Here is an 18884-nt window from a genome sequence, read left to right as displayed (position 1 = left end):
ATCAGTGTCGGCGCGGCCCTCGGCTGGGTTGGGTCAGTTCCCGCAAGGGGTTCCTGGGTCCTCGTTCTCCGGTGTTGGCTGCGGGACGGGTGCAGGGACGGGGGCGGTCGTGTCCGGAGGAGTGGGGGTGTCCGGGGTCTGCGGGGCCTCCGGTGACTCCTCAATCGGCTCCGGGGCCGCGGGAGTTGGGGGCGTCGGTTCCGGCGTAGGCGACGGTGACGGTGACGGTGACGGTGACGGCGTTGCGGGGACCTCGGTCTCCGGGTCCTCCGGGTCCTCCGGGCTCACCGGGCTCTCCGGTTGCGGGTTCTGCGTCCCCGTCCCCGGTGCATCCGGGTAAGACGGCTCCTCATGCCCCGGCGTCTCATGCCCCGGCTCCTCATGCCCCGGCCTCTCCGGCTGCTCCTCCACCGGATCCGCCGGTGCGGGGTCCACCGGTGCCGGGGCGCCCGGCTCTTCGGCTACCGGCGCCGGTTCGTGCTGCGGAGGCGTGTCGTCCGCCGGGGGCTCGGGCGCCGGCTCCTCATGGGGCCGTGTCGGATCGTCGGCGTCCGGCGTATCGGCCGCGGGCTCGGGTGCAGTGTTCGGCTCAGTCCCAGGCACCAGGCCACTCACCGCCGTATCCGAATCGGCGGCATCAGCGACCTCGACGTCGACAGTCAAAGCCTCAGCCTCGCCGCCCGTCCGGCGCTGTTCCGTCCGCTTCGTCACCGGCGTCCCCGCCGAGCCACCGGGCTCCCCCGGCGTCTCCGCCCCGGCAACCGGCCCCTCCGACGGCCGGGCGACGACCGGCGCGTCCGCGAGCGGTACCCGGTCCGGGAGCGGCGTCGGGGACGACGGGTTGCTCGTGCCCAGGGCGAGCATCATCGCGAGGGCCGCGCCCGCGACCGTCGCCCCCGCCGCGATCGCCGTCGGCACCTTCGCGCCGCCCGCGCCGCCGGTCACCGCCTGGCGGGCCGCGTGCAGTGCGGTGCCGATCTGGCCGCTCAGGGCGGCCGTGGCGCCGGCGGATCCGGCGATGAACGGCAGCAGGAACTTGCCCGCGCCGCCCACGGCGAAGACCAGCAGGGCCGGGCCGACCAGGGCGGGCAGCCGGTCGTTGGCGCGCATGAGTACCGCGAGCCGGCCGCGGCAGTCGTCGCAGGCGTCCACGTGGGCGAGCAGGCGTTCCGACTGGCGGGGCGTCGCGTTGCCGCGGACGTACGCCGGCATGCGCACCCAGTGGACCTCGCAGGCGGGGTCGTCGGGGGCGCCGGTCTGGGAGCGCAGGAAGGCCTGGCGCATGCCCTCGCGGGCACGGTGCAGGAGTACGGCCGTCGCGCCCTGCTTGGCGCCGATGCGCTGCCCGACCGTCTCCAGCGGCTGGCCCTCCGCCTCCGCCAGCCACAACGCCTGCACCCAGCGCTCGGGCAGTTGACCCAGTACCCGCACCAAGAGGTCCACGGAGGAGATCTGTTCGGCCGGGTCCGCCGTGTCCCCGGCGTGGACGGCGATCTCCGTGCGCTCGGCGGTCCGCGGGTCGTGCGGGGTCTCGCGCGTCTCGCCGACGCCGGCCGTCGCCGCCAGGTGCCGGACCGTCGTCATCAGGTACGCCGGTACGTTCTCGATCTCGTGGCCCGCCGACAGCCGTCGCCAGACACGGAAGTGCGCCTCGGCGACCAGGTCCTCGGCGGCCCAGGGGTTGTTGCGGGTGAGCGAGCGGGCGTAGGCGACCAGGCGCGGCTGCTGTTCCTCGTAGATACGGGCGTACGAGGCGGTGGCGGACGCGGGCGGTGACGCCTGGGCGGGCACCTTGGGGGAACCGTCGGACATGGCTGGAACGCTCCGGATGCCTGCGGGCTGGTGGGCGCGGACGAGTTTGTCAGCGTAGATGACTTAAAACTCAACTAAATGGTTCACGTGAGTTAGATCACAGGGGCGGGGTTGCGGTTCCGCGTAATCAACGGACCTGCGACGCGGTCGAGAAGGCGCACAGATATGAACAGCAGACATCAACAGCAGACATCGATCACGGACATCGACAACAGACCTCGGCAACGGAGACGACCGACCATGCGCCTCGCCCTCGAACAGCCCGTCCGCGCCCGCCTAGTCACCCCCGAGTTCCCGGAGTTTCCGATCCGCCCCACGCTGCGCTACCGCGCCGCCGAACCCTTCGCCGTGCACATCGACTTCCCGGCCCATGTCTCGGCCGACGAGGACGGGGTCACCTGGACGTTCGCCCGTTCGCTCCTGGAGGAGGGACTCGACGGGGCGGCCGGGGTCGGGGACGTACGGATACAGCCGTGCGGCCGGTCCCGCACGGTCGTGGAGTTCCACGCGCCGCACGGCATGGCCGCGATCCGGTTCGCCACGGCTTCTCTTCGACGGTTCCTGCAGCGGTCGTACGCCGTCGTCGAGCCGGGGAGAGAGGATCTCGGGCCGGAACTCGACCACGGCCTCATGTCCCTGCTCGACGGGGTCTGAGCTCAGTGCGTCTCGATCGGCGTCAGTACGCGCGTTCCGGTCTGGCGGTAGATCACCGAGCTGCGGAAGCTGACCACCTCGCGGCGGGCGCTGAAGCGGTCCATGAGGAAGGCGTGCAGGTGCTCGATGTCCGGTACGGCCACGTGGACGAGGAAGTCGTCGTCGCCGGAGACCACGAAGACCGAGACGACCTCGGGGAGTTGGGTGAGGTAGCTCTCGAAGTCATGGATCACCTCGCGGCTCAGGGGGCGCAGCCGGGCGAAGACCAGGGCCTGGAGCGAGCGGCCCAGCAGGCGTGGCTGTACGGCCGCGTGGTAGCCGGTGATCACACCCCGGGCGCGCAGGGCGCGGACCCGTTCCAGGCAGGTGGAGGGGGCGATGCCGACCCTGCGGGCGAGTTCGCGGTTGGTGAGCCGTGCATCGCGCTGGAGATGGGTGAGGATCGCCGAATCAGTGTCGTCCATGGCCGTCATTCTTCCCGGGGTTCCGAATTTGGTTCGGTCGAGCCGCCCAACTCCCGTATTACGCCCTAGATTTCCCTCGCCTGTCGGACCGAAGGGAGCCCTCGTCCATGACGATCGCTGTGCCAACCTCAGTGACGACCGCCGCCGCTCAAGCCGTCGCCCCACCTGAGGGCCGACCCGTCGATCAGGCCGTCGACCACTACGACCGGTTTCTCGCCGAGCACTACACCTGGATGCTCGGCGGCGATCTCGACGCGCTCGCGGCGGTGCAGCGGGCCTCTCTCTCGGGGTGGGGTGTGACTCCCGAGGCGGCTGCCTGTCCGGCGGCCGGGTCGCTCGCCGTGGATCTGGGGTGCGGGCCGGGGCAGGCGAGCCTCGCGCTGGCCGGGCTGGGCTTCGACTCCGTCCTCGCGGTCGATCTGAGCCGGCCGTTGCTGGACGAACTCGCCGCCCACGCCGCCCGGGTGCCGGCGGTGCGGGTGGTACGGGCGGATGTGCGGACCGCGTTGCGGGAACTGGTGCGGCCGGGGTCGGCGGGGGCCGTCGTATGCCTCGGTGACACGCTGACCCATCTGCCGACCCGAGGGGACGTGGCCGCCCTCTTCGCCGACGTCGCCGCCGCGCTCGCGCCGGGTGGGACGGCCGTGTTCGCCTACCGCGACCTGACGGTCCCGCTCACCGGCACCAACCGTTTCCTTCCGGTCCGGGCCACCGAGGACCGGATCATGACCTGCTTTCTGGAGTACCCGGACGACTACGACGACTACACGGTCATCGTGCACGACCTGATCCACACCCGCGACGCCCCCGAGGCCGACTGGAATCTCACCGCCCGCAGTTACCGCAAACTGCGGCTCTCCCACACATGGGTGGTGGAACAGCTCCGCACGGCCGGGCTGCGCGTCAGGCACGAGGAGAGCGGGCCGGGTGGCATGCGGACGGTCGTACTCGAGCGTGGGACGCGGGGCGTGGGACGCGGGGCGTGGGAAAGCCCAGGTCAGGGCCTGCCTGAGCCTGCCTGACCTGGGCCTCCTTCATCTCCTGGCGACGTCAGGACTCGTACCAGAACACCCCGTTGAGGCCGTCCTTGGTGATGGTCTGGGCCATGACGTTGCCGTCCTGGACGTAGCGCCCGTGCTTGTCGGTGAGGAAGAAGTCGAACGCGGCCACGGGCGTCGTGGCGTCGCAGGCCAGGTCGCCGCGGATGCAGAAGCGGGCGACCGGGACGCCCGGGAACTCCTTGGGGCCGGGGCCGGTGGAGGTGAAGCCGAGGGCGCCCAGGCCCTTGGGGACCTTGGCCCACATGCCGGTGTCGGGCTGCTTCGGGTCGGCGTACAGCATGCCGTTGACCTGGTCCCGCGGGATATCGGTGGCGCCGTTCGCGATCGTCTCCAGGACCGCGTCCGCGGCCTGCGCGCCCTGCGAGTAGCCGACGATCGTGAGGTGTGCGGTCGGGTCCTTGCGGTGGGTCTCCTTGGCGGCGGCCAGGAGGTTCTCGTAGCCCTGGGCGACGCTGCTGTCGTAGCTCTGCGCGGTGAGGTCCGGCCCCTGGTTCTGGCCGTTGAGCCAGGGGCCGGCGCTGGCCGGGTAGCAGACGGGGACGACCTCGGCGCCCGCCTCCAAGTGCTGGTTGGCGAAGCCGTACGTCCGCGTGCAGTCGGGCGCGGGCAGCGCGGCGCCGGTGCCGCCGAGCTCGATGTAGTAGTGGCGAGGGGCGTCGTCGGCCTGGGCGACGGTGGGTGTGAGGGCGGCGGCTGCCGTCATCGCCGCCGTGACGGCGACGGCCTTGGCGCGGCGTGAGAGTCGGTTGGTCTTCCGCATTGGGTGTTCCCCCGGTTCCGATGGCGTGCACGGACAGGTGGTTGGTGGGACGGCGCCAGACGTTAGGGACGGGCGATGAAATCGTCGTGAAGCTCGATCCGGCGGAGGCGCGAGACGCCGGGCGCCGAACGCCGGGCGCCGAACGCCGGGCGCCGAACGCCGGGCGCTAGCGCTGTTGGTGGGCCTGGGCGAGGTGATGTTGCAGGCGGGCGTGGCGGAACTGGTAGACCGCGCCGGCCTGGCGCAGTACGCCGCGCTGGTAGGCGTCCTCCAGGAACGTGACCACGTTCCAGGGCAGGCGGCCGGTCAACGGCAGCCAGATGCGGGTGAGGACCAGCCACTGGCCCCAGGCGGTCAGGGTGAGGGCGAATCCGAGGGCGCCGCCGAGGCCGCTGATGGTGCCGAGTACGAGGCCGGCCGTGGGGCTCCAGACGAGCTGGCCCAGGTGGCCCTGGAGGAGGTCGACCACGAATCCGGCGCCGACTCCGACCACCACGCCGAAGAGGGGTGCCCCGATCAGCAGTTGGGTGAGGACGGTACGGCGGTTCGTGTGCAGGAGGCGGCGCGGGTTGACGGCGGACTTCAGGTCGAGAGGGGTTTCCAGGTGGTCGAGGAGGCAGAAGGTGATCGCGGCGCCGCCGCAGAAGACCAGGCCGTAGACGACCCCGTCGACCAGCGCGAGATTCAGGCCGACCGAGAGTCCGGCCTTCCAGTGGAACGTGTTGAGCATGCCGACCACGAACCCGTAGCCGAAGCCGAAGGCCAACCCGCCCAGTCCCCCGATGAGGTGGCGGTGCCCGGACTTCCACTGCACGGTCGCGGGCCTACCGCGGATGCGCAGACGCATGGCGGACGGCAACACCGCCCTGTCCTTGACCGCGAACATGAGCCAGTACGCGAACCCGAACATGAGTCCGGAAAGGAGTCCTACGGCCGTCGCGTCCACGATCGGGAACGGCAACGGGTTGCCGATGGCCAAGGAGACGGCACAGTCGACGAGCGCGATGACCAGCCCGGTCATCACCGCGGTGACCAGTGTGCGCGCGGCGGGGCGCAGTCCGCTGCCGAGCCGCCACCAGGCCAGGTCGGGGGTGTCGAGTCGGGTCAGGTGATGGGCGAGGTAGCCGAGCCAGTGGCGGGCGCGGTCGGGGTCGAAGGCGGGGCGCGGTTTGGCGCCGGGGGGTTGCGGGAGCTGGTGGCGGTAGACGGTGGGGAGGAAGTTTTCGAGGAGGTGGTCCTCCAACTCCTCGGCGCTGCGGAACCGTTCGGTGTCCAGCAGCGAGGCCGGATCATGATCGGGGGTGTCGCTGTAGATGGTGCGGGCGAGCGCGACCATCAGTGGGGTCGTCAGGACCGTGGCGAGGGGGGACGCGGCCCCGTCCTGTCGCTCCTCGCCCAGCTCGGTCAGGACCTGCTTCCAGGCGTTCGTGTCGGGGCCCGCGCGGCCGGTCTTGCGGGTGGTGAAGGGCAGGTAGTCGGCCAGGTCGTCGAGGGTCAGGTCGGTGAGTTGGATCGCGGCGGCGGCGGTCAGTACGTCGGTTTCGGCGACCGCGGCGGCGTATTCGGCGGGGCGGCTGGTGAGCAGGAGGGGGAGGGCGGTGGCGTTGAGGGCCTCCAGGGCGGGGCGGCGCAGGCCGTCGGCCATCTCGTCGAAGCCGTCCAGGACGGGGAGGATGCGACCGGACTCGACCAGCGCGGAGGCCAGGCTCTCCCCGTCGGGGCCCTGTGCGGCGTAGCCGGGGTGATCCCGCGTCAGCCGAGCGGTCAGCCAGTCCCGCAAGGTGATCTTGGTGGGGTTCCAGGCGCCGATGCTGAAGATCACCGGAACGGGGTCCGAGGGGCTGCGGGCGGCCAGGTAGTCGAGGACGAAGCGCAGGGCCAGGATCGTCTTTCCCGAGCCGGATCGGCCCAGCACCACCAGCCGTCCGGACGGGATGCGCCTGAAAGTCTCGGTGATCTGGTCCAGTTGCCCGTCCAGGTCGAGGGGTTCGGCCGGGGCCGTGTCCCTGGCGCGACGCCGGAGGATGATGTCCCAGTGGTCGGTCAGGGTCTCGGAGGCCGTCCGCCAGCGGACCGGGAGGGGGGAGGGGTCCTGGACCTGCCGCTGTTCTTCCTCGCGTTGCCAGCGGGCGGCGACCAGTCTTGCGAGTTGTTCGGCCGGGTCGGTGGGCGGGGTGGGCGAGGTGGGTGCTGCCGGCTCGTGTTCGGACTCCGGACCTCGCCCCGGCTCCGGCCCCTGCCCACGCCCCTGCCCCTGCCCCTGCCCCGGCTCCGGCGTTGCGGGCTGGCCCCGGTCGAGCAGGCCGGCGGCGATCAATAAGGTCTCTCGGTCCTCGGGGCCCAACTTCATGGCGTCGGCCAGATGCTCCACCGTGTTCATACGGGGGTTGGAGCGCTTGCCGGTTTCCAGGCCCCGGATCGTGCTCACGCTTAACCTGGAGCGCTCCGCCAGCTGCTCCTGAGTCATCCCCTTCTCGCGCCGCAGTCGCCGTAACTCATCGCCGAACTCATTGGCCACAGTTCACGGCCCTTCCCCCTCAGAAGTCGATTTCCGCAGGTGGGGGACAGTAGCGCGGCTACCGGTCACATATGAACGGTTCGATGGCCTGTCCACGCTTCCTCCACCTCCGCGACCTTCGAGGGCATCGACGGGATCGACAGGATCGACCGGGTCGAGTGCATCGACCGGTCCGGAGAACGGGGAACCACCATGCCTTCGACGGCCTCACCCCAGGGGCGCCCCAGCCACCCTCGCAACCTGAGCCACCCGAGCCACCCGAGCCCCTCGGCCCCCATGGTCCTCACCGCTCAGGAGCGCGAGGTGCTCTATGCGCTCGGATGCGGCCTGGGGGACGCGGAGATCGCCGACGCCCTCGGGCTGGCCGAACATGTTGTGGCCGGACAACTGCGCCGCGTCCTGGTGAAGTTGGGGCTGCGGGACCGGGCCGCCGCCATCGTGTACGCCTTCGACTGCGGTCTGGTCCTGCCCGGCCAGGGTCCGCGCCGGCAGGCGGCGATGCCGGGGGCGGGGATCCGGCAGCGGACGGGCCCCGCGTCCGGACCCTGGCTTCGGGTCTCCGTGCTCGGTCCGTTGCGGGCGTGGCTCGCCGGGCAGCCCGTGGACGTCGGCCCGCTGCGGCAGCAGGCGGTCCTGGCGGCGTTGGCGCTGAGCCCGGACCGGTCGGTCAGCCGACGGGAACTGCTGGACGGCGTCTGGGGGATGGAGTCGCCGGGCGGGAACGTCGTACCGGTCTATGTGTACCGGCTGCGCAAGAGTCTGCGTCTCGGAGAGAGTCCGGACTCGGTGATCCGCAGCGATCGGTACGGCTACGGGCTGGTGCGCGGTGTCGCCGAGGTGGACGTGGCGTGCGTGGAGGAACTCGTCAGCGAGGCCGGGGCGGCCGAGCGAGCCGGTGACCTGTCCGAGGCGGTACGGCTGTGCGCCCGGGCACTGGAACTGTTCCGGGGCGAGCCGCTCGCCGGACTGCCGGGTCCCCTGGCCGAGTTGGAGCGGCTGCGGCTCACCGAGCGCAGGGTCGCGCTGGCACAGCGGAAGGCGGAGTGGCTGCTCCGGCTCGGCCAGGACGCCGAGGCGATCGCCGAGCTGTCCGCGCTGGCCCTGGATGAGCCGCTGAACGAACCGGTCGCGGCACTGCTGATGCACGCACTGCAGCGCGGCGGCCGACGCGCCGAGGCCCTGGCCATCTTCGACCGCACCACCCGCCGGCTCAGGGAGGACCTGGGGGTGGCACCGGGGGAATTGCTGGTGCGGGCACGGGGGTCGGTCCTTCGTGGGGGTGCGGCGGGGCGGGGTGCGGCGGAGCTGGGGCGGGGTGGGGCGGGTGCCGGTGGGGGTGGGGCGGGTGCTGGTCGGGGTGGGGCGGGCGCTGGTCGGGGCGGGGTGGGTCCCGGGCGGAGCTGGGTGGGTCCTGGTCGGGAGGGCGTCGCTTACGGCCGGGAGGGTGTGGCTTCCGGGCGGGAGGGCTTGGCTCACCGTGGGGGCGGCTCGGCTTCCGGCCGGGGCAGCTCGGCTCACGGTTGGGGCAGCTCGGTCTCCGGGCGGGGCGGCTCGGCTTCCGGGCGGGAGGGCGCGGCTCTCAGCCGGGACAGCGCGGTTTCCGGCGGGGCCAGCACAGTCCCCCGCGGGAACGACTCAACTCCCGGCGCCACCGGCACGATCCACAGCCGGAACAGCTCGCACCACAGCCGAGACAGCACAGCTACCAGCCGGGACAGCACAGCTTCCAGCAGGACCGGCACGTCCCACCGCGGAAACGGCTCAACTACCGGCCGAGACAGCGCAATTCACAGCCGGGACAGCTCGGCTCCCGGCCGGACCAGCGCGCCACACCGTGGAGACGGCTCAACTCCCGACCCCACCGGCACTCCCCCCAGCCGGGACAGCGCGGCTCACCCCCGTAAGCAGGCCGGTGCCGCATGAGCGAGCAGACTCCCCGCGACCGCGACCGCGACCGCAGCCGCGTCGACGGCCGCGCCGACGAGTTGCTGCTGGCGAGGGTCTCCGAGGCCGCGGGCCGGGCACGGCTGGGCCGGCGGCGGGCCACCTATCGGGCGCCGCTCGCCGAACCCGGCCTCTGGTGGGCCGCCGCCGGGGGACTGTGTCGCCTGCTGCGGGCCGGCGGCAGGACGGAGGCGAGCGCGGGCGTGAGCGCGCGGCTGGACCTGTACGAGGACGGGCTGACGGTGGCCGTCGACGGCCGGATCCGTGTCGTGCGCTACGACACCACCGTGGTGCGTCGACGCAGGATGCTGTCCCCGCAGGGCCTCGCCCGCGCCCATGTGCTCGTCGATGTCGATGGTGACCGGATCGTGCTGCGCTCCGGCGACTTCGGCCACCCGGAGCTGTGGGAACCCGGGATCCGCCGGGCCGTCACCGAAGCGCAGGTACCGCGGGCCCTGGCCGCGCTGGCCGAGGGGGCGCGGCTCGTCTTCGGCCCCGTGTGGATCACCAGGGACAAGGTCGGCTCCCGAGGGACCTCCCTGCGTTGGGCGCAGATCCAGCGGATCGAGATCCTCAACGGCTCCGTCGCCGTACGCGCCGCCGGCCGGTGGCAGGTGTGGGGAACCGTCACGTCCGGGATCCCGAACCTCTGCGTCCTCCACGCCCTCGCCGAGCACCTGGCCGCCGCCGACCGGGACGACGACGACTGACGTACAGCCCCCTTGGACGTACGACCCCTCGTTTCACGGCGATTTCACCAGCCGCTCCTAGCGTCCGACCCGACGTGCCGGCGGCCACACACCACCCCCGAGCACCCCCGCTCGCGACGACCCGAAGGAGACCGGCATGGCCGACAGCTACCGATACCGGTGCGGTGAGTGCGGGCACCGCACCGCCTGGGGCAGCGAATCCCAGGGCGAGGAGGCGATGGAGACCCACTACGCCCGACGCCATCCGCATATCGCGCCCGGCGGGATGGTCGAGTTCCGCAAGGGGTCCTCCGGGTGCGGCTCGGGATGCCTGATCGCCGTGGGGATCGTGGTCCTGCTCCTGATCCTCGCTTCCCGACGCTGACGAGACGCCTGCACAGTCCCGATGATCCCGGAGGCGCTGAAGTCGGCCCCCTGGGAGCCCCGGCCTTGGGAGCCCCCGGTCATCCGGACCCGCGCCCCCTACCCGCAGCCCGACCGACTGCACTCACCAGCCCCCCCACCTCACCAACAACATCCGGAGGTCAACCATGTCCGCCCCCTCCCACCCAACCCGCCGCTCCCTCCTCAAAACCACCATGGGCCTCACCCTCGCCGGAGCCGGACTGTCGGCCCTCGCACCCCCCGCGCCCGCCGTCGCCGTCACCGTCACCGCCGGACAGAGCGGTACGCCCCTGTGCGACCAGCCGGGTGACTCGGCGAGCCGGCAGGGCCTGGGCTCCGGCGATCTCGCCATCCCGTACTACCGGGAACACGACGGCAGTTGGGGCTACGTCTTCGGCGACGCGTGGACGGGGACGCAGCAGAGCGGCCGGTACCTCGGCTCCCCCGTGATGCTGAACCAGGCGGGCTTCGACGCCTCCGGCGCGACCCCGATCTCGTTCACCTGGGCGATGCCGACCGGCGGCCAGGCCGGCCAGCTCTTCGACTACGCGCACCACACGGACAACGGCTACGGCCACGAGGTGAGCCGCATACCCAACGACTGCATCGAGTTCGGCGGCCGCACCTACATCCAGTACACGTCGGTGCACACCTGGGAACCGCCGCCCGGCTACGACGGCTCACTGATGTCCGGTGTCGCCTACTCCGACGATCACGGGGTGACCTGGCACGACTACGACTACCACTGGGCCGGCGACGTCCAGGGCACGAACCAGTCCCTGTACGGCATGTGGTCGTTCGCGGGCATCGACCCCGACGGCTGGCTGTACATCTTCTCCAAGCGCTGGAACGGCACGCACCGGAACACGGCCGACGGCGGAGCCATCCAGCTCTTCCGCATCCAGCCGAACGACTTCCGTGCCGGCGACTTCGGCGCCCAGCAGAACTGGGCCTATCTGGACGGCTCCTGGCAGTGGACCACCGCGGCACCCCCGTCGGTCATCCTGACCGGGCACAACACCGGCGAGTTCTCCGTGAAGCGAATCAACGGCACCTACTGCATGAGCTACTTCGACGTCGACATGGGCGCGATCTGCACGCGTACGGCCCCCCGCCCCGACGCCGGGTGGAGCATCCCGATCCCGCAGATCACGGCCCTGACCGTGCCCAACCTCTACGGCGGCTACATCCATCCCGGCAGCGCGAGCGCGAACTCGCTGACCTTGATGGTGTCGCAGTGGAACGGCACGGTGGGCTCGCCGTACCGGGTGCTGCAGTTCGACGGCATCAACCCGTAAGGGGTGTCCCGCCAAATGGTTTGTCCCGCGAAACCGGCTCGCCCTACAGTGAGTTCACTTCGAAGAGACGTTCCCCAGGAAGCAAGCCGCAGAGCGGGAGCGTCCCACCTCACCGAGGATCACTGAGGTGCCGGAGGGGCGGCAGCTGTCTTTGTCGACCCCTCATTCCGGAGGCCCCTCCATGAACGTCGGTACGAACGTAGGCATCGGCCTGCCCATCGGCGACCCCACCACCCTGCTCACCTGGGCCCGCCGCGCCGACGCCGGTCCCTTCAGCACGCTCGGCCTGCTCGACCGGCTCGTCTACGACAACCCCGAGCCGCTGGTCGCCCTGGCCGTCCTCGCGGGCGCCACCTCGCGCATCCGCGTCCAGACCGAGGTACTGCTCGCCCCGCTGCGGGACACCGCCCTGCTGGCCAAGCAGGCCGCCACTCTGGACCGGATGACCGGCGGCCGCCTCGTCCTGGGCCTCGGCATCGGCGGCCGCGAGGACGACCACCGGGTCACGGGCACCGACCCGCGCACCCGGGGCCGGCGCCTGGACGAGCAGATGGCGACGCTGTGCCGCCTATGGTGGGGCGAGCCGTACGGCGACGGCGTCGGCCCGATCGGTCCGGCGCCCGCCCGGCCCGGCGGCCCGGAAGTGCTGTTCGGCGGCTTCAAGCCGGCCGCCCTCGAACGCGTCGCGCGCTGGGGCGACGGCTTCCTCGCGGCGGCGGCACCCTCCTGGGCGGGCGGCCTGTTCGACACCGTCCGCGGGTTCTGGAAGGAGTACGGCCGCGATGGCGAGCCCCGCCTCGTGGCCCAGGTGAACGTCGCGCTCGGTCCCCAGGACGTGCTCGACGACGCCCGCGCCCGCATGCACGCCTACTACGCCTTCACCGGCATGGCCGACCGCATGGTCGCCGGCCTGCTCACCACCCCGGCCGAGATCCGCGCCGCGCTCACCGCCTTCGCCGACCTGGGCGTCGACGAGGTCATGCTCTACTGCCACGGCCTCGACCCGGACCAGGTCGACCGCCTCGCCGACGTGCTGTAACGCCCCTGTTGCCGGAACTGTGGGCTCCACCACAGCCGGGTGCGCCGGGCCCTGTTGGACTCGGCGCACCCGTCCGTCGTCCGCCGGGCCTGGAGGCCACGTGTTCCTGCTGATCCTGCTGTTCGTCGTGGTCGCGGTGATCGTCGCCGTGGGCCTGTGCGGATACGGCGGCCGCGCACTGTCCGGCCACGGCCTGCGGCGCGCGAGCGCTCCCGCCGCACTGCGCGGCGTCGCCGCCCTCGCGGGTGCGGGCGCCTGCGCCCTGTACGCGTGGGGGCTGCTCGCCTTGTGCGGCGCCGTCATGACGGCCGAGGACGGCGGAACCGACTCGTCGCCGCCCCGGTCCTGCCGTACGGCGGGCTGGTCGGAGCGGCATCAACAGGGCATCGAGATCGTCGACTACAAGGTCACGTACGTCCCGCTCGGCTTCGTCTGCGAGACGAGCGACGGCGGGAGTTACGACAACGGTGACGTGCCTGAATACGTCAACCCGGCCGTCCTGGGCCTGGCCCTCACCGCCGCCGGGGGCGCGATCGGTTCGGGGTACTTCTCGGAGCTGCGCGCCCGGGCGGAGTTGCGGAGAGGCGGGGCCGGTTAGCCTCGGTTCTCCAAGGGCCGGCAAACATGGTCGGAGCCCGGCAGAAGTGGTGGGAGGCAGCATGGCGAAGATCCCCAGCGCGGTGGTCGCCGCGGGCGGGCTCGTCGGTGGCTACGGCGTGGCCCGCTGGACCAGGAAGCGTCAGCTGGGCGGTGCCGTACTGGCCGTCGCGGGGGCCACGGCCGCGCAGCAGTGGCGACAGCAGGCGGGCGGGAAGGCCGCGGGGGCGCTGACCGCCGCGTATGTGGCCGCCTTCGCAGGGTCGCATCCGCTGGCCAAGAAGGTGGGCGCCTGGCCCGCCGTCTTCGGGGTGGCGGGGGCGGTCGCCCTGGCGTCCTGGGCGGTGGCGGACCGCAAGGGCTGAGGCAACGGGCTTGTCCCTTCGCCCGGCCGGGCGGCGCCCGCTACCCTCCCGCCATCCCGAAGAAGACGCCGACCGAGCTGCGGGACCCCCTCCAGTTCGGGGGCATCTCCGAGGCCGTCGACAGCTACGACGTCGTGAGCGTCCACGTCGACGGGCGCGGCGTCTTCACCTCGCGTGACCGCGAGAGGCGGGCAGGTGCGTCAGCACATTCACCACCCGCCCGCCCGGATCCCGCACGAAGAACCGCCGTACGCCCCACTCCTCGTCCCGAAGCTCCCGTACGACCTCGGCGCCCGACGCCACCACCTGCGCGTACACGGCGTCGACGTCCTCGACCTCCACGCTCAGGTCGGGGACGACGGGCGCGGTGCGTTCCTCGGTGAAGAAGCTGATCTGGGCGGTGGGGTTGGCCGGGGACGCCATCGTCATGACCCAGCCCATGTGCATCACCTCCTCGAAGCCGAGCAGGCCGTAGAAGTCCCGGCTCGTCCGCATGGCGGCCGCGGACCCGACGTGGACATTGGGGACGATCCTGCGGATGGTCATCGAATGCGGCTCCTGATCGGCGTCGGTTGTCTGTGATCGGCATCCGGTCTCTGTGATCGGCGTCCGGAGTTTTTTTGTTATCCCCCGCAGTCTTCTCCCGTCTCCTCACCGTCCCAGCTGCAGGCACGCGAGGAATTGACGACGTGACACGACAGATCAGCCGCCGGAGCATGCTCAAGGCCGCGGGCGCGGCAGCCGGAGCCGTCGGTATCGGTACGGCCGTGCTGCCCACCCCTGCCGCGGCGGCCGGCGCCTACGCCCACCCCGGCCTCCTGCACACCCGCGCCGACCTCGACCGCATGGCCGCCAGGGTGAAGGCCGGCGCCGCTCCCTACACGGCCGGGTTCGCCAAGCTGACCGCCAACCGGCACTCCCAGAGCGGCTGGGCGGCCAACCCGCAGGAGATCGTGTACCGGGGTGCGGGATCGCCGCAGAACTACCGCACCCTCTACAACGACGTCCACGCCGCCTACCAGAACGCCCTGCGCCACCACGTCAGCGGCGACAGCGCCCACGCCGACACCGCCGTCGCGATCCTCAACGCGTGGTCGGCCGAACTGACCGCGCTGCACGGCAGCGCCGACCGCTTCCTGGCCGCCGGTCTGTACGGCTACCAGATCGCCAACGCCGCCGAACTCGTCCGCGACCACCCCGACTTCGAGCTCGACCGGTTCCAGGAGATGCTGAGCACCGTCTTCGCGCCGCTCAGCGACGACTTCCTGGTCCGGCACAACGGCGCCGTCGTCTCCAACTACTGGACCAACTGGGACCTCGCCGCCATGTGCTGCGTCCTGGCGACCGGCATCTTCTGCGACGACAAGGCCCAGGTCGCCCGAGCCGTCGACTACTTCAAGAACGGCGAGGGACTCGGCTCGATCAAGCACGCCATCCCCGTCGTACACGACGACGGACTCGCCGAGTGGCTGGAGGCCGGCCGCGACCAGGGGCACGCCCTGCTCGGCGTCGGCCTGATGGGCACCTTCTGCGAGATGGCCTGGAACCAGGGCATCGACCTGTACGGCTACGACGACAGCCGCTTCCTCAAGGGCGCCCAGTACGTCGCCAAATGGGCCATGGGCGGCGAGGTGCCGTTCAGCGCGAACACCCGGAGGAAGGGCGCGATCAACGGCTGGTCGGGGTCGGAGACCGTGACCTCGGCCGCGCCCGTGGACCCGGCGATGGCCCGCCCCATCTGGGCGATGATCGCCAACCACTACACCAAGCGCCGGGGCCTGTCGGCGTCGTACCTCACGCAGGTCGCCGCGAAGTCCGCGCCGGAGGGCGGCGGCGGGGACTACGGCCCCAACAGCGGCGGCTACGACCAACTGGGCTTCGGCACGCTGGCGTTCACCCGGGACAAGGCCACGGCGACGGGCACGGGCGGTTCGACCGGTCCGGCGGCGTCGGGGTCGGCGTCCGCCGCTGCCGGTTCGGGGACGGCGGGTTCGGGGTCGGACCCCCGACCGCAGACCGGCGGCTCCACGGCATCGCCCTCCGCGTCCGCCTCCTCCACAGGTGACCTCGCCGCCACCGGCTCGAACGACGTCATCGGCTGGACCGCCGCCACGGGCATCACCGCCCTCGCCGGCGGCATCCTTCTGCTGCGCCGCCGCGACCGGGCCCGGCGCGCGTCGCAGTAAGGGACGGGTGAAGATCTCCGGTCCCGGCTCTTTACCGGGGGAGAGCCGGGGCCGGTCCGGTCCTGTTCCGGTGCGCCACCGCCGTGAGCGGGCGGGCGACGTCCTCCAGCGACCGGCGTTCCGCGCGTACCGCGAGGAGCGCCGCGGCCAGGCCCGCCAGGCACATCAGGGCCGCGCCGATCTGGAAGGCGAGGACCGTGTCGCCGACCCTGCCGGTTTCGGTGAGGTCGGCGAACAGCAGCGGCCCGCTGATGCCGCCGGCCGCCGTGCCCAGGGCATAGAAGAAGGCGATGGACATCGCACGGGTCTCCATCGGGAAGACCTCGGAGACCGTGAGGTAGGCACTCGACGCGCCCGCCGAGGCGAAGAACAGGACCGCGCACCAGCAGGCCGTCAGGGTGGTCGCGCTGAGCACGCCCCGGTCGAACAGCCAGGCGGTGCCGAAGAGCAGCAGGCCCGAGAGCAGGTACGTCGACGAGATCATCACCCTGCGGCCCACGGTGTCGAACAGCTTGCCGAGCAGCAGCGGGCCCAGGAAGTTGCCCAGCGCGATGACGGCGAAGTAGTAGCCGGTGGCGTCCGACGGCACGTCGTAGAACGTCGTCAGGATGGCGCCGAAGCCGAAGGTGATGGCGTTGTAGAGGAACGCCTGGCCGATGAACAGGGCGAAGCCCAGGGTCGCCCGCCTGCGGTACTTGGCGAAGACCGTGCGGCCGATCTCCAGGAACGTCACGCTCCTGCGCTGCTGGATGGTGATCTCACCCTCGGGGCGCGGCAGCGGCTCGTTCCGCTCGGCCTCCACCTGCCGCTCGATGGCGGACACGATCCGTTCCGCCTCGTCGTCGCGGCCGTGGATCAGCAGCCAGCGCGGGCTTTCCGGAACGTGCCGCCGTACCAGGAGGATCACCAGGGCGAGGACGGCGCCGAGCGCGAACGTCAGCCGCCAGCCGAGGTTCGCGGGCAGGACCGCCGTGTTCAGCGCGACGATGGACAGCAGCGAGCCGCCCACCGCGCCCAGCCAGAAGCTGCCGTTGATCATCAGGTCGACGCGGCCGCGGTACTGAGCCGGGATCAGCTCGTCGATCGCGGAGTTGATCGCCGCGTACTCGCCGCCGATGCCGAAGCCGGTCAGGAAGCGGAACAGGAAGAACCACCAGGTCTCGAAGGAGAGGGCGGTCAGGGCCGTCGCCGCCAAGTAGACCGCCAGCGTGATCATGAAGAGCCTTTTGCGGCCCCACTTGTCGGTCAGGCGGCCCCAGAACAGGGCGCCCAGGCAGGCACCGGCCACGTACAGGGCGGCGGCCAGGCCGGTGACCTGGCCGGAGGTGATCGGCAGTCCGCTGCCGGGCTCGGAGAGGCGGGGGGCGATGTTGCCGACGACCGTGACTTCCAGTCCGTCGAGGATCCACACGGTGCCGAGCCCGATCACGATCGTCCAGTGCCAGCGCGACCATGGGAGGCGGTCGAGACGGGCGGGGATGTTTGTGGTGACGGTACGGCCGGTCTCGGCCTGCGCGGTGGCCATGGGCTCCCTCCTCATCGAGCGGAACCCGGGTCGGGTGCCCGAAGAGGGATGTCCTACGCCCCACTGCGCCTCCGCCTGCCCCTCCCCGTCTACGCCCCCAGCGCCCGCGACACCGTGTAGATCACCAACCCGGCCAGCGACCCCACCACGGTGCCGTTGATCCGGATGAACTGCAGGTCGCGCCCGATGTGCGCCTCGATCTTCCTCGTCGTGTGCTCGGCGTCCCAGCTCGCCACGGTGTCCGTGATCAGGGAGGTGATCTCCTTGCGGTAGGTGGTGACGACGTACACCGCCGCGCCCTCCACCCAGCTGTCGACCTTGGCCTGGAGCCGCGGCTCGACCGCCATCCGCGATCCCAGCGACAGCAGCGAGGCACGCACGCGCAGACGCAGCTCACTGCGCTCGTCCTCGGCGGCCGAGACGATCATCGACCGTACGGCGGTCCACGCGGACGCGATCAGGTCCTGGACCTCGCCGCGCCCCAGCACCTCGCCCTTGAGCCGCTCGACACGCGCCCGCGTGTCCGTGTCGGACTGCAGGTCGGAGGCGAAGTCGGTGAGGAAGCGGTCGAGGGCGCCGCGGGCCGGGTGCGAGGGCATGTCGCGCATCTCGGTGACGAAGCGGAGCAGCTCCTTGTAGACGCGCTCGCCGACCCTCTTGTCGACGAACTTCGGGGTCCAGCCGGGGGCGCCGCCCTGCACCGCGTCCATGATCTCGTCGTCGTGCAGGATCAGCCAGTGCTGCGCCCGCGCGACGATCAGGTCGACGGCCCGCTTGTGGCCGCCGTCCTCGACGATCTTCTCCAGCATCTTCCCTATGCCGGGCGCGATGTCCTGGGCGTCGGCACGACGGGTGATCGCCTCGCCCACCACCGCCTGGACATCCGAGTCGCGCATGACCGTCAGGGCACCTCTCAGCGCCGCCGACAGCTCCGCCGTCACCCGGTCCGCGTGCTCGGGATCGGCCAGCCATCCGCCCAGCCGGCTGCCGATGCCGACGGCGCGCAGCCGCTGTCGTACGACGTCCTCGGAGAGGAAGTTCTCCCCGACGAACTCACCGAGCGAGACCCCCAGCTGGTCCTTCTTGTTGGGGATGATCGCGGTGTGCGGGATGGGGATGCCCAGCGGGTGCCGGAACAGGGCCGTGACCGCGAACCAGTCGGCCAGCGCGCCGACCATGCCGGCCTCGGCGGCCGCGGCGACGTAGTTCGCCCAGTCTCCGGCGCCCTCGTTCGACGCCCACTTGGCGAGGACGTACACCAGCGCCACGAACAGCAGCATCCCGGTCGCGGTGATCTTCATCCGCCGTACGCCGCGCTGCTTCTCCTCGTCGGCGGCGGTGAACGTGGTCATCGCACGTACGGCCGATACGGGGACGCGCCGGTTATCGGCGGCATCCGGCCGGGCATGCTCCTCCATGTCAGATGTTCCCATTACATCCGGATTCGTACGTTCCATCCGCTCCACCCGTCCAGTGATCCCCCGCACACATTGTCCCTTCCTGACCTACTCCTGGAACGAATCAGGAGTTCCCGGCGTCTGTCGGATGGGGGGAGGTCGATGGCGAA

General features: G+C 71.5%; 16 protein-coding genes and 1 pseudogene. 10 read left to right on the top strand and 7 right to left on the bottom strand.

Annotated features, from left to right (window positions below; translation table 11 throughout):
• Positions 1 to 33: 33 nt before the first annotated feature.
• Positions 34 to 1812, bottom strand: a complete 1779-nt coding sequence (locus tag ACTMVF_RS04865) for a sigma-70 family RNA polymerase sigma factor (protein WP_441269694.1) — start codon at positions 1810 to 1812, stop codon at positions 34 to 36.
• A 240-nt stretch (positions 1813 to 2052) separates the two neighbouring features.
• Between ACTMVF_RS04865 and ACTMVF_RS04860 the strand changes: the two genes are divergently transcribed.
• Positions 2053 to 2466 carry an SsgA family sporulation/cell division regulator gene (locus tag ACTMVF_RS04860; protein WP_441269693.1) on the top strand — a complete coding sequence of 138 codons (414 nt, stop codon included), beginning with the start codon at positions 2053 to 2055 and terminating at the stop codon, positions 2464 to 2466.
• Positions 2467 to 2468: 2 nt separating this feature from the next.
• Here ACTMVF_RS04860 and ACTMVF_RS04855 read toward each other — a convergent pair whose 3' ends face one another.
• Entirely contained in the window at positions 2469 to 2930 is a 462-nt protein-coding gene (locus ACTMVF_RS04855) for an Lrp/AsnC family transcriptional regulator (protein ID WP_441269692.1), read from the bottom strand.
• Between the two features lie 107 nt (positions 2931 to 3037).
• Between ACTMVF_RS04855 and ACTMVF_RS04850 the strand changes: the two genes are divergently transcribed.
• Complete coding sequence (locus tag ACTMVF_RS04850) at positions 3038 to 3952, top strand: class I SAM-dependent methyltransferase (RefSeq protein WP_441269691.1); 915 nt, start codon at positions 3038 to 3040, stop codon at positions 3950 to 3952.
• A 28-nt stretch (positions 3953 to 3980) separates the two neighbouring features.
• Here ACTMVF_RS04850 and ACTMVF_RS04845 read toward each other — a convergent pair whose 3' ends face one another.
• Positions 3981 to 4751 carry a PE-PPE domain-containing protein gene (locus ACTMVF_RS04845; RefSeq protein ID WP_441269690.1) on the bottom strand — a complete coding sequence of 257 codons (771 nt, stop codon included), beginning with the start codon at positions 4749 to 4751 and terminating at the stop codon, positions 3981 to 3983.
• Positions 4752 to 4917: 166 nt separating this feature from the next.
• Positions 4918 to 7269 (bottom strand): NACHT domain-containing protein, encoded by a 2352-nt coding sequence (locus ACTMVF_RS04840; RefSeq protein WP_441269689.1) that lies wholly within the window; start codon positions 7267 to 7269, stop codon positions 4918 to 4920.
• Positions 7270 to 7545: 276 nt separating this feature from the next.
• Between ACTMVF_RS04840 and ACTMVF_RS04835 the strand changes: the two are divergent.
• From ACTMVF_RS04835 to ACTMVF_RS04805, 7 genes and pseudogenes are all read left to right on the top strand, one after another.
• Positions 7546 to 8565 (top strand): annotated as a pseudogene (locus tag ACTMVF_RS04835) (BTAD domain-containing putative transcriptional regulator); the annotation flags it as partial.
• 623 nt (positions 8566 to 9188) lie between these two features.
• Complete coding sequence (locus ACTMVF_RS04830; protein ID WP_441269688.1) at positions 9189 to 9923, top strand: DUF6585 family protein; 735 nt, start codon at positions 9189 to 9191, stop codon at positions 9921 to 9923.
• 136 nt (positions 9924 to 10059) lie between these two features.
• Complete coding sequence (locus ACTMVF_RS04825) at positions 10060 to 10287, top strand: hypothetical protein (RefSeq protein WP_441269687.1); 228 nt, start codon at positions 10060 to 10062, stop codon at positions 10285 to 10287.
• A gap of 166 nt (positions 10288 to 10453) precedes the next feature.
• Positions 10454 to 11605, top strand: coding sequence for a DUF4185 domain-containing protein (locus ACTMVF_RS04820; protein WP_441269686.1), 1152 nt, complete (start codon positions 10454 to 10456; stop codon positions 11603 to 11605).
• A 181-nt stretch (positions 11606 to 11786) separates the two neighbouring features.
• Positions 11787 to 12644 carry an LLM class flavin-dependent oxidoreductase gene (locus tag ACTMVF_RS04815; protein ID WP_441269685.1) on the top strand — a complete coding sequence of 286 codons (858 nt, stop codon included), beginning with the start codon at positions 11787 to 11789 and terminating at the stop codon, positions 12642 to 12644.
• 100 nt (positions 12645 to 12744) lie between these two features.
• The gene (locus tag ACTMVF_RS04810) at positions 12745 to 13242 is read left to right on the top strand and encodes a hypothetical protein (RefSeq protein ID WP_441269684.1); all 498 of its coding nucleotides are present in this window, start codon (positions 12745 to 12747) and stop codon (positions 13240 to 13242) included.
• A gap of 61 nt (positions 13243 to 13303) precedes the next feature.
• Positions 13304 to 13606, top strand: coding sequence for a hypothetical protein (locus tag ACTMVF_RS04805; protein ID WP_441269683.1), 303 nt, complete (start codon positions 13304 to 13306; stop codon positions 13604 to 13606).
• 165 nt (positions 13607 to 13771) lie between these two features.
• On the opposite strand, the gene ACTMVF_RS04800 is transcribed toward ACTMVF_RS04805, so the two are convergent.
• Positions 13772 to 14152, bottom strand: a complete 381-nt coding sequence (locus tag ACTMVF_RS04800; protein ID WP_441269682.1) for a VOC family protein — start codon at positions 14150 to 14152, stop codon at positions 13772 to 13774.
• A 170-nt stretch (positions 14153 to 14322) separates the two neighbouring features.
• Here ACTMVF_RS04800 and ACTMVF_RS04795 point away from each other — a divergent pair, with 170 nt between their 5' ends.
• A complete protein-coding gene (locus ACTMVF_RS04795; RefSeq protein WP_441270131.1) occupies positions 14323 to 15792 on the top strand; it encodes an alginate lyase family protein in 1470 nt (489 codons plus the stop codon).
• 31 nt (positions 15793 to 15823) lie between these two features.
• Here the strand turns inward: ACTMVF_RS04795 and ACTMVF_RS04790 are convergent, their stop codons facing one another.
• Positions 15824 to 17317 (bottom strand): MFS transporter, encoded by a 1494-nt coding sequence (locus ACTMVF_RS04790; protein ID WP_441269681.1) that lies wholly within the window; start codon positions 17315 to 17317, stop codon positions 15824 to 15826.
• A gap of 89 nt (positions 17318 to 17406) precedes the next feature.
• Positions 17407 to 18669, bottom strand: coding sequence for a DUF445 domain-containing protein (locus ACTMVF_RS04785; protein WP_441269680.1), 1263 nt, complete (start codon positions 18667 to 18669; stop codon positions 17407 to 17409).
• Positions 18670 to 18884: the final 215 nt, after the last annotated feature.

The sequence above is a fragment of the Streptomyces sp. SD31 genome, from assembly GCF_052068475.1.
Classification (GTDB): domain Bacteria; phylum Actinomycetota; class Actinomycetes; order Streptomycetales; family Streptomycetaceae; genus Streptomyces.
Note: the sequence above shows the minus strand (reverse complement) of the source record. Positions and strands in the feature narration are given on the sequence as shown.

What these genes read in the sequence shown, in the direction of transcription:
- ACTMVF_RS04865 (WP_441269694.1), bottom strand. Translation starts at nt 1,812, where the DNA reads ATGTCCGACGGTTCCCCCAAGGTGCCCGCCCAGGCGTCACCGCCCGCG.
- ACTMVF_RS04860 (WP_441269693.1), top strand. Translation starts at nt 2,053, where the DNA reads ATGCGCCTCGCCCTCGAACAGCCCGTCCGCGCCCGCCTAGTCACCCCC.
- ACTMVF_RS04855 (WP_441269692.1), bottom strand. Translation starts at nt 2,930, where the DNA reads ATGGACGACACTGATTCGGCGATCCTCACCCATCTCCAGCGCGATGCA.
- ACTMVF_RS04850 (WP_441269691.1), top strand. Translation starts at nt 3,038, where the DNA reads ATGACGATCGCTGTGCCAACCTCAGTGACGACCGCCGCCGCTCAAGCC.
- ACTMVF_RS04845 (WP_441269690.1), bottom strand. Translation starts at nt 4,751, where the DNA reads ATGCGGAAGACCAACCGACTCTCACGCCGCGCCAAGGCCGTCGCCGTC.
- ACTMVF_RS04830 (WP_441269688.1), top strand. Translation starts at nt 9,189, where the DNA reads ATGAGCGAGCAGACTCCCCGCGACCGCGACCGCGACCGCAGCCGCGTC.
- ACTMVF_RS04825 (WP_441269687.1), top strand. Translation starts at nt 10,060, where the DNA reads ATGGCCGACAGCTACCGATACCGGTGCGGTGAGTGCGGGCACCGCACC.
- ACTMVF_RS04820 (WP_441269686.1), top strand. Translation starts at nt 10,454, where the DNA reads ATGTCCGCCCCCTCCCACCCAACCCGCCGCTCCCTCCTCAAAACCACC.
- ACTMVF_RS04815 (WP_441269685.1), top strand. Translation starts at nt 11,787, where the DNA reads ATGAACGTCGGTACGAACGTAGGCATCGGCCTGCCCATCGGCGACCCC.
- ACTMVF_RS04805 (WP_441269683.1), top strand. Translation starts at nt 13,304, where the DNA reads ATGGCGAAGATCCCCAGCGCGGTGGTCGCCGCGGGCGGGCTCGTCGGT.
- ACTMVF_RS04800 (WP_441269682.1), bottom strand. Translation starts at nt 14,152, where the DNA reads ATGACCATCCGCAGGATCGTCCCCAATGTCCACGTCGGGTCCGCGGCC.
- ACTMVF_RS04795 (WP_441270131.1), top strand. Translation starts at nt 14,323, where the DNA reads ATGCTCAAGGCCGCGGGCGCGGCAGCCGGAGCCGTCGGTATCGGTACG.
- ACTMVF_RS04790 (WP_441269681.1), bottom strand. Translation starts at nt 17,317, where the DNA reads ATGGCCACCGCGCAGGCCGAGACCGGCCGTACCGTCACCACAAACATC.
- ACTMVF_RS04785 (WP_441269680.1), bottom strand. Translation starts at nt 18,669, where the DNA reads ATGACCACGTTCACCGCCGCCGACGAGGAGAAGCAGCGCGGCGTACGG.